The sequence below is a fragment of the Seohaeicola saemankumensis genome, assembly GCF_021021435.1.
Classification (GTDB): Bacteria; Pseudomonadota; Alphaproteobacteria; order Rhodobacterales; family Rhodobacteraceae; genus Seohaeicola.
The window spans coordinates 1-9396 of sequence record NZ_JAINWI010000027.1; the positions used below are offsets into that span (position 1 = coordinate 1).

At 53.4% G+C, this 9396-nt stretch carries 12 protein-coding genes; 5 read left to right on the plus strand and 7 right to left on the minus strand.

Annotated elements, in window-relative coordinates; all coding sequences use genetic code 11:
- Positions 1 to 38: 38 nt before the first annotated feature.
- Both K7H22_RS18930 and K7H22_RS18935 read right to left on the minus strand, forming a co-directional pair.
- On the minus strand, positions 39 to 344 hold the full coding sequence (locus tag K7H22_RS18930; RefSeq protein ID WP_230802398.1) for a hypothetical protein: 306 nt from the start codon (positions 342 to 344) through the stop codon (positions 39 to 41).
- A gap of 500 nt (positions 345 to 844) precedes the next feature.
- The gene (locus K7H22_RS18935) at positions 845 to 2482 is read right to left on the minus strand and encodes a DUF6538 domain-containing protein (protein WP_230802399.1); all 1638 of its coding nucleotides are present in this window, start codon (positions 2480 to 2482) and stop codon (positions 845 to 847) included.
- 217 nt (positions 2483 to 2699) lie between these two features.
- Here K7H22_RS18935 and K7H22_RS18940 point away from each other — a divergent pair, with 217 nt between their 5' ends.
- From K7H22_RS18940 to K7H22_RS18950, 3 genes are read left to right on the plus strand one after another with little or no spacing between them, the layout of a single operon-like run.
- Positions 2700 to 3104: a hypothetical protein gene (locus tag K7H22_RS18940; protein ID WP_230802400.1), complete on the plus strand. Its 405-nt coding sequence runs from the start codon at positions 2700 to 2702 to the stop codon at positions 3102 to 3104.
- The gene (locus K7H22_RS18945) at positions 3101 to 4462 is read left to right on the plus strand and encodes a relaxase/mobilization nuclease domain-containing protein (RefSeq protein WP_230802401.1); all 1362 of its coding nucleotides are present in this window, start codon (positions 3101 to 3103) and stop codon (positions 4460 to 4462) included. Before K7H22_RS18940 ends, K7H22_RS18945 begins: the two co-directional genes overlap by 4 nt.
- 24 nt (positions 4463 to 4486) lie before the next feature.
- Positions 4487 to 4699: a hypothetical protein gene (locus K7H22_RS18950; protein WP_230802402.1), complete on the plus strand. Its 213-nt coding sequence runs from the start codon at positions 4487 to 4489 to the stop codon at positions 4697 to 4699.
- A 14-nt stretch (positions 4700 to 4713) separates the two neighbouring features.
- On the opposite strand, the gene K7H22_RS18955 is transcribed toward K7H22_RS18950, so the two are convergent.
- The 4 genes from K7H22_RS18955 to K7H22_RS18970 all read right to left on the minus strand — a co-directional run bounded on the left by K7H22_RS18955 (position 4714) and on the right by K7H22_RS18970 (position 7188).
- Positions 4714 to 5940 (minus strand): type II toxin-antitoxin system HipA family toxin, encoded by a 1227-nt coding sequence (locus K7H22_RS18955; protein ID WP_230802403.1) that lies wholly within the window; start codon positions 5938 to 5940, stop codon positions 4714 to 4716.
- Positions 5933 to 6532 carry a helix-turn-helix domain-containing protein gene (locus K7H22_RS18960; RefSeq protein WP_230802404.1) on the minus strand — a complete coding sequence of 200 codons (600 nt, stop codon included), beginning with the start codon at positions 6530 to 6532 and terminating at the stop codon, positions 5933 to 5935. The genes K7H22_RS18955 and K7H22_RS18960 overlap by 8 nt, the downstream gene beginning before the upstream one ends.
- A 135-nt stretch (positions 6533 to 6667) precedes the next feature.
- Entirely contained in the window at positions 6668 to 6955 is a 288-nt protein-coding gene (locus K7H22_RS18965) for a hypothetical protein (RefSeq protein WP_230802405.1), read from the minus strand.
- Positions 6952 to 7188, minus strand: a complete 237-nt coding sequence (locus K7H22_RS18970; protein WP_230802406.1) for a hypothetical protein — start codon at positions 7186 to 7188, stop codon at positions 6952 to 6954. Before K7H22_RS18970 ends, K7H22_RS18965 begins: the two co-directional genes overlap by 4 nt.
- 540 nt (positions 7189 to 7728) lie before the next feature.
- Here K7H22_RS18970 and K7H22_RS18975 point away from each other — a divergent pair.
- Complete coding sequence (locus K7H22_RS18975; protein WP_230802407.1) at positions 7729 to 7908, plus strand: hypothetical protein; 180 nt, start codon at positions 7729 to 7731, stop codon at positions 7906 to 7908.
- 102 nt (positions 7909 to 8010) lie between these two features.
- Entirely contained in the window at positions 8011 to 8277 is a 267-nt protein-coding gene (locus tag K7H22_RS18980) for a hypothetical protein (RefSeq protein ID WP_230802408.1), read from the plus strand.
- A 153-nt stretch (positions 8278 to 8430) separates the two neighbouring features.
- Here K7H22_RS18980 and K7H22_RS18985 read toward each other — a convergent pair whose 3' ends face one another.
- On the minus strand, positions 8431 to 9336 hold the full coding sequence (locus K7H22_RS18985) for an ArdC family protein (protein WP_230802409.1): 906 nt from the start codon (positions 9334 to 9336) through the stop codon (positions 8431 to 8433).
- Positions 9337 to 9396 lie beyond the last annotated feature (60 nt).

Here is a 9396-nt window from a genome sequence, read left to right on the forward strand (position 1 = left end):
AGAGTCTCGCTCACGCTGGATAAAAGTTGGGGGCAACGTCATTGAGGGTAACCCTTGAGGAACTTTTTCTTGATCTCGGTGTCCAGATCATCCCCGGTATCCTTGGCTTCCCAGTATCCCAAGGGGACGCGCAGATCGTGGAGGATGGTTCCGTCTGGGCGTATGGAGGTCTTCTGGTTGCTGGCCATGCCATGCTCTGCGAGGAAGACCAGACCCTGTTGACGTGACCACGCCTTGAGCAAGTCCTTGAAGGCTTCCCTGATCACCTGTTCGGACAGTGACCCTGATATGCGCTTGATGCGGTCTAACTCGGACAAGTAGGCGTTAATCAATATCTGCGACATCAAACAATCCCTTGAGAATGATGCAACCATCACGAGATATGGTGAGCAGGTCAACTATGATGCGTGGCAGTAAGGGGATTGAGGGAGGGGACGGAAGCCAGAGCTGTAGCCTGAACCGTAGCTATGGCTATAGCTTGATGATTGGGGGGACGACTTGGTGGTAGGAATGCTCAGTCTAAACTATAGTTATAACCCTGTATGGTATCTTGGTCTGCATCCGCAGATGCCCCCTTACCCCCCAAGCGTATGGGAAAGGCAAAGGTGGCATCGGCTTGCACAGTACCAAGTCTTGGTCTTGCAGTTGCCGCTAGAGAGGCCCCACAGAAGGCTTACTTCTGCGATGGTGGAACTTAATTCGCATCCATGCTTTCGATCCTCACGGCCCGTCGCCACCCCAAGGGCAGCCTTCATGCGCCAGACTCAAGGAGAGAGTCGTACAGGGCCATCTAGGCCTTGAGCCGCACCTACCCTGCCGGATTGGCGAGTTGAGTCTCCCTGACTCACTCAGCGCCTCTACGAGCATTTCCATCTGCAATCGAGATGATGCACCCGATCTTCTTCATTTCGGTCGCCAGCGCTGGCAGCATGGCATCGCTCTTGCCATAGCCCTCAGAAGAATGACCCGTCACGCGTCCTGTGATGTACCGCTTGGCGCTTTCCTGCATCCCTGCCAACAGGGCCAAATCCTCGAATAGATGCCGCCATCCGTGGTTAGGGGCAAGCTCCTTGCGGTCCAGCTGCAAGTCGTTCCTGATCCATGATTGCAGGTTCTCGTTGGTCCTTACCGGAAACAGCCTTGTATCTTTGGGCAACCCGCTCTCACGCAGATAGGTGAGGAAGCCTTCTGCAACCACGTCTGGATGAACAGTTACGCGCCGAATGCTGCTCTGCACCTTGACCCGTTTTCCGCCCTTGGACGTGATCCGGTAGAACCAATGGCCACCATGCTGGAAGAAGTCGTTGATCGTCAGCTGCGCGATCTCACCGACACGGGCACCGGAGTAGGCCAAAAGCCAAGGCCCCCATCTCAGTTCTGGCTTCGTTTCCTTGCGGCTGGCCAGCAGTATCTTTCTCGCCTCATCAAGACGCAGCGTTCTGTCTTCGCTCCTGACGCTCTGGCCTTCTGGCGGCGTGACCTTGGCCACAGGGTTGCCGTTGGAATATAGTTCCCCAAGTGACTGTTTGATGGCCCACTCGATGATGGTCGACAGGTTCCCGATGCGTTGGCGTATCGTCGTGTTCGAGAGTTTACCGTCCTGCAGCATCGACACCATCCAAGCGTCGATCTCCTTCGGCGTTATGGTCGTTGCGTCAGCAGACCCGCGATGCTTGGAGAACTCTGCCGCCACCATCTTGAACTTGTTCACGGTCTTGGCAGGGAATGGCTTGGCGGCTGTTCCAAGTGACCTGCGCTGGACTTGTGCATCCACCACGTTGGAAAGGGTGAGTTTGGCAGGTTTGTGATGGGAGGTTGCCTTCTCCTGAGCCGTTTCAACGCTCGGTGGCTCGAACTTGGGGAACACGGCTGTGGTTCCACTGTCGCTATAATCACCTTCTGCCTTTTGCAGGTTGATCGTCGACGCTTTGTCCAACGCATTTGCGACCTGCTGAATCAGCCTCCACCGCGAATCTTCGTCGACGTGCAGTCCATGACGCCTGAGCAAAGCATCAGTAAAGCCGCCAAAGCGTTGCTCCATGCTATCCTTTGCGCTTGGCTGTGGGGTTCCAACCTTCAACTCGTCATATGGCCCTAATGTCGGCTTCTTGGCCCACTGATCCGCAACACGGACACCCTTCCACATCTCAGGTAGGCCGGGATTCTCATCAAGCACTTCGACGAATGTGCTGTACAGTTCGCCTGCAAGTGCCACGCACTGCTTGTGGCTCAACGTGATCGGGCCTTTCCTCAGGCTATCCCAGTGTCTCTCAATCGCAGGCAGTGCCTGTACAAGCCGCCTTTTCGCTTCGGCAGCTTCCTTGGTCCTGAGGGATACCTTGACTACAGTTCCGACTTTCGCGTGAACGATGGTATCGCCAACAGGGACAGCAACCGCCGTGCCTTTGGCTTTATCAGCGACATCCTTCGGAACGTGAAGGCGAAGGTAGTAGGTTGAGTTGATCAGTTCTGGGTTGGGCATAGCATATCTCATCTGCACCACCTCTATGCACTAGTTGAGGCGACACAAATGAACAGATAACAAGAGTTTGAATGCAATCAATGGGTTGTGATGGTGCAGCTAGAGAGAGAAACATTGAACTCTCTGCTGGACGTCCTTCAGGAGTGGGAAGCCGCTCTAAGTGCCTGTAATGTCTCACCTAACACCGTAACTCAGGACAATTGTCCGGGCGGCGGTGATGACGATATTCGATCATAAATTCAACGAAATAGCCGCTGGCAAGGTCAAACCAAAGCGAGAAGCTCCGTTCTCGTTGCGTCTGACCTTTGCCGAAAAAGCCGCCCTGCGTGATCTCGCAGGCGATATGCCCCTTGGTGCCTACATCAAGGCTGTCCTGCATGATGCGATTGCGAACAAGACGAAGATCGCGCCCAAGACTGACCCCGAAGCCTTGGGCCGTGTTCTGGGCCAGCTCGGCAAGAGCAAGCTGTCGCAAAACGTCAATCAACTTGCCAAGGCTGTGAATGTTGGCGCTTTGCCTGTCACGCCTGAGACGGAGGCCGAACTGCGCCAGGCCTGCGCGGACATCGCCGCCATGCGGGCTGAACTCATGCGCGCCCTCAAGGATGGGGGGCCGTCATGATCCTCAAAGCCAAAGAACGTGGCAACGCTCCTCAGCTCGCCAAGTACCTCATGTCTATGAAGGATAACGAGCATGTCGAGCTGCACGATCTACGTGGCTTCGTCGGTGATGATCTGGATTCAGCCTTTGAAGAGGCTGAAGCACTGGCCAAAGGCACGAAGTGCCAAAAGCATCTCTTCTCGATCAGCCTGAACCCGCCCCAAGACCGGCAAGTGGATCGGCATGTCTTTGAAGCGGCCATCGACAAGATCGAGCGCAAACTTGATCTGACCGATCATCAACGCGCCATTGTCTTCCATGAAAAGGAAGGCAGACGCCATGCGCATGCTGTCTGGAGCCGCATCGACAGTGATGCGATGCGCGCCAAAAACATGGCCTTTTTCAAGCAAAAGCTGATGGATGTATCGCGCGATATCTATCTGGAAAACGGATGGGACATGCCGAAGGGCATGCTTGATCGCTCCATGCGCAATCCGCTCAATTATTCCCATGAAGAATGGCAACAGGCCAAACGCGCCAAGCAAGACCCGAAGCTGATCAAGGCGGCTATTCAGGACGCATGGAAGAACTCGGATAATGCCGAAGCCTTGAAGGCTGCGCTGGAAGAGAAAGGCTTCTTCCTTGCTAAAGGTGATCGACGGTCCGCCGTTGCCATTGATGTGCGCGGTGAAACCTTCTCACTTTCGCGCTGGTCGGGCGTGAAAGCAAAGGATGTTAGAGAGCGTCTGGGCAAGGATGCTGATCTGCCTAGCGTTGATCAGACCAAGGCGCAAATCGCCTCGCGCATGACGGACAAGCTAAAATCCTATCTGAATGACGTCGATGCTGGCTATCGTCGTGCCTCCCCAGCTGTGGAGATGAAGCGGCAAGAGCTGATCACGCGGCATCAGCAGCAACGCGATGAGGCGAAAAAACGTATCCAGCTCCGCGAACAGCGCGAGATGGCAGAGCGTGCTGCCCGTTTGCCGAAGGGCTTTAGTGGCATCTGGTCTCGCCTGACGGGCAAGCTTTCACAGATCAAACAAGACAATGAATTTGAAGCGCTGCGGGCATGGCAACGCGACCGCGCCGAAAAGGATGCGCTCGTTCATCGCCAGCTTGATGAGCGCCAGCGTCTGCAAACCGCCATCAACAAGATGCGTGAAGACCGAGCGCGTGAAGTCAGTGAAATCCGCAAGGAGATTGCCGCCTATATCGCCATGAAGCGCGGCGATGTGCCGAGCCTTGATGCCGCGCACAAGGCGCGTGAAATCGCCGAGGACAAGGCACGCACTAAAACCCGCGATGACGGCCAAAGAGAGCGAATTCGCCGCGAGCGAACACGCGACCGGGGCTTTGATCGTGGACCTGAGTTTTAACGAGCAACAGAAAGGAGATCGCCCATGACTACAAACATGCGACATACATTGATGCTCAATCTGGACGCGGCGCACGCCGCACAACTAAATGACCTGGCCAAGCACTTTAGGCTAGCCGCCGAAGACACTGTGCGGCTTGCCATCCGGCTGACGCATTCAAGGATGGGAAAGCCCGATGTTCTGGTGCCGGAGTTCAAACCACGCGCAGATCAATACGAAGACTTTGAAAATGAATAGGGTTCGGTAAGCTTTTATACCTTTGAGATCGTCAGGGTTGGCAGCAAACCATCAATTGCCACCCTGACATCATCCAACATTGGCAAGGAGTCTTTTTCCTGTTCCCAGAGTTTCAGAAAGTCACTGGCTGCTTGGCGTGCCGTGTCCATCACCATCCTTTCGGGTAAGGCAGCTTTTGCTGCCAGATGTGAAAGCTCGTCTGCATTAAACTCAGCGAATTCTCGATTTCGGCTGTAGTTGAGCGCGAAACTATCTGAGGGAAGATAAGGCACGGTGGAGACAAAGTCATAAGCTGGTGCCAGTGCTGCACTTCGTCGATCTGGATAGATCAGTGACCAGTTCTTCAGGTGCATATCACCATTGCCGATCAGCGTGTTAAAGACCAGGCGGCGGATAAACTCGCGCACATCACCATCCGAGCTTTCAGAGGCTATGACTGCTGCAATATTGCGCATGCTGGCCTTCTTGTATTTGTTTTCACCATAAACACCAAATACTTGCGCAAAGTCCTCGATGTGAATGCGCTCTCCGTCAGGCGATCTATCAAAGCGCTCGATAACAAACGCTTTGCTACCGAAGCGTTCTGTTCCGTCTGGCAAACCTGCAATGCTATCAATATCAACTAGATCGATTTTCGGTACATCCATATCCAGCATGCTGGCCAGCCGCATCATCGAGAACTCGTTCTCGGGTACGCCCATGTACTCTCGCGATGGCAATTTAACGATCCAATCACCGCCGACCCCTGTGGCAGGTATCGTTAAGCCGCCGCTCGCACCTTCGATGGCGGAGAATTTCAATTGAACCCCTGCGAGCGAAAAACGCATCATGTTGTCTTTGGACCGTGCCGCATTACCGCCATCTGTTTCTGCTGCTTCCGGCGGCCACTGTTCACCGTCGGCTGGTATAATAGTGATCGCTCCAGGAAGGTCTTGACCAAGCGCCCAGAGCAAGAAGAATTCACGCTCAATATTTACGCCTGCTTTCTCGGCCAGATATTTTCGCAAATGTCCTTCCGGTAAGAGGTTAGAGAAAAACGGCATGACCTGCTTTTGGACTGGCCGGAAGTCCGTGCGCAGTTCTCCAAACTCATCTTTAAATGACAGGCCGAGCGTCGGGCGGTCTGGATCATTGATGTAGTCTTCATTGAACGCAAATAGGCTACGATCCCCTGCGACGCGCGTTAGTGTGCCTATCGGATGGCCATAAAGCTGAACATTGAGAACGGAAACATCAGCCATCACTATCCTCCTCGTCCAGACTATAGGCTGGTCTGCTTCGGGTTGGTTCGGCTTGGATTGCCGAGATGTTGTGAGCAAGCATGTTACGTAGCCGCTGCGCATCTTTGGCAACCTTCTCAAGCTGCTTCATGCCACCTGCATTTTCTATGGCCTCTAGTGCTTTTCGCATTTGCCGAACAGCATCAGTTTCCTGAAGAATGTTCCGGAAGTTGTTCATTTCAGCGAGTTGCTTTTGAAGCGTTTGTGCTGCCGTGCTCCCCTGTAGTGTCTCTGGCAAGGCAGCAAACGCACGATGTGCCTTTGTAAGCTCTCGCAGAGCATCTGAGTGGCCATGCGCATTGTGGCTGCTTGTGCTGCGTGCGATGGACCTGACAGCGGGCGCGGCCTTGCGCGGTATCAACGCAAGTTCCAGATCGAGCGCATGGGCAAGCGAAGCGAGGCTAGAGAGCCGAAGGTCAACGGCATTACTTTCAATCTTTGAGATGTGCGACTGAGGCACGCCTGATCGCGCGCTAAGCTCTCTCTGGCTTAACCCCTTGTTTTCCCTGGCCTCCTTTAGTGTGGCCGCGATATCTTCACTTGCATAAGTCATTTTTGATCTACTTTTCTATATCAAGCCTCACTCTTGATATATTTAAGCATATCATGACTTCAAGGTTTCGTGCAACTATGAGATATATATAAAAGTAGATCATCAACGGACGATGATCTACTATAATAGATCACGCTAGAACAAGGTCATCTGCCGCGAAGCAGCCTCGTGCCTATTCCAGTCGGAGTTTTCGGCCCCGTGATCGAGCCAAGCTCTTACTAAAGCTTCGTGACCGCCGTACTCATCCACGATGCCCGCAGGCAGGAAGTGAGAACGGTATCCGGTCTCTGTGACCGGAATGATCCGGCCTTCTTCGACCCGCAGTTCGATATGATCGAAGTCAGATTTCCAACCGCACTTGTGGAAGGTGATCTCGATTGAAATGTCGCGCCAGACAATCTGCGATGTGATGGGGGCGCTCATGAGCGCCCCGCTTGGTTTGTGGTTTCAGGGGCATCTTCCAGCGGCAAGCGCAGGACGATGCGGCCATTGATTGGGCAGGTTTCCAGTTGAAGCGTGTAGCCCCGCCCGTCCTTGTGCTTCCATGCGGCTCCGACGTTGGTCCAAAAGGATTTTTCGCTTTTCTGACTAACGTGCCAGGCCAGATAATCCGGCGCGTTCAGGGGAAGTGTCTGGTTGTTTTTTTCGCGTGCCATGTTGTTTCTCCTTTGTTTGGGTTGGCTTGCTAACGCCCTCCCGACTAGCCGGAGGCAAAGGATCAGACTTCATGTTCAACGCGGATTTTTGGAGCGGGCAGGACATTGAAAGATGATCCGCATCCGGCCAGGGGTTGTTGGGCTTCTGTTGCAAGCCAAACCGAGACAACGGAAAGAAAAACGGCGCGGAATAGAAAATTTCGACCAGACTACGACCATCCGCGCTCACGGCTAAAACTGCCGTGTGCGTCCGTCCTCTAGCGATAATCCGCAACTGTGAAGGGCGTCATGCCGCGCGCGCTGGCGAAGCGCGGGCGGCTGACGGGCATAGACAGACCCTCTGAAAAAAGGCCGCGTTCGTTCCAGCAGTGCCGAGCTCGATGCTCGCCTCAAACCTTAAAGCCGCTTCATACCCATCCACCATTTCGCATTTCAAACAGACACCCGAACACATCAGGGGCCTTTGCTGGGCCGATGATGTGCGTGGGGCCGAAAGGCCCTGAGTGGTTCGGGGCCTCCTTGAAGCAAAAGGAGGATACGATGAAACTCGTCTCACGCTTTGAAGCAGCATCCCGCAGCACGGCAGAATTGCACGGTCTACTTACCAAGGCGTTCAACGCCTTCGCAGCCGCACCGCGCGGTAGCGAGCAGCGCCGCGATGCTTTGGCATCGATGCGGAATATCGAGAATGAGCTGGCGACACGTTCGCCAGGCTTCTAAGTTAAAGCGGCTGGCCATCAGGCCAGCCGCGTTTCTTAAGAATTTGCCCAAGCCATTCTGAATATGATATAATTTTAAATTGTTAATAAATGAGGTATTATAATGAGTTATCCTATTAAGATTACATTTAATGGAGCTGGTGGAGCTGTTTTGCTACGCGATCACAGTGCAGGTACCGTAACGTCCTTCGCTGACGAAGAAGAGTATCTATTTTTAGCAGCTTGGCAAACTGAGGTACTCAAAGAACAAGGTAAGATTGACACCTCTAAGGTGAAGAGCATTTCGGTTGATGTCCAAAGTTTGCCCAATGCCGAGTTCACTATCGAACAATTGCGAGATAAAGCCGAAATAGAGGGCTTCGACATTTAGAATGCAGAAATCAACAACACATCACTATCTATGAAGCGCAAAATTCGACGGAACTAGCAGCAATACTAGGGTCTGTCGATTGCTTCGTGAGGCTGCTGATCTCTCGCGGCTGGCCTTATGGCCAGCCGCGAATTTTCTGAGGCCAGAGCCGCCTTATGCGACAGCTCCTTGCTTTTTTTCCTCAATCATAGGCTGACAGCCATGCAAGAAATCAGCAGCGCGCTGCGCATGGGCGGCGGCTGAAAAGATCGCCCGCTTGTCTTCTTTCAAAACCTTCAACCAGCTCTGAATATAGGCCGCGTGATCGGTGCGCACCTCCGGTGTCAATTCCAGATCAGCACATAGAAATGCTGCACCAAGTTCGGCAACAAGCTCTTCGCGGGCATAGCCTTCATCGCCCCATTTCTTGCGCCCAAATTCACGATCAAGACGGCTGGTGTGCTTCGTCCAGTGCGTAAGCTCATGCGCAAGCGTGGCGTAGTATGCCTCAGGGCTGCGGAACGTCTCAAAGTGCGGCATTTGCACATGATCACTGCCACCTGCGTAGTGAGCAGAGTTGCCGCCATGCCTGATGTCGGCGCGGGTGTGATTGAAAAATTCTTCCGCATGATAGATCTTTGATGCTGGGTCAATGATCGACTCGGGCTTGGTATAGTAATGCTCGGGCAAGCCTTCGATCTGATCGACATTGAAAACGCTATAGCCCTTCATGAACGGTATTTTCCGCTCTTCGTCCTGTCCGTTTTCGCCTTCCTCGGTCTTGGTGATGGTGTTGGCGTAAACAACCAGATTGCCGCGCTCACCCTTTTTGACATGTGCGCCCATCTCTTTGGCTTGGCGGAATGTCATCCAATATGGTGACAGATAACCAGCCTCAACGCTCGCGCCCCACAGCATCAAAATATTGATCCCGTTATAGGGCATGCCGTTATACCGTAGCGGCTTGGTGATCTTGCCTTCTAAATTGCCGCTGCTCCATGGCTTAAGCCAGCTGAGCTCGCCTTGCTCCAGATCAGCGATGATCTTGTCTGTTACCTTCTGATAAATGTCCTTTTTCATTGGTCTTTTCCCTTCATTGGATAGTCAGTTGCGCATGCAACTGGACTAGGCCTGCGCCAA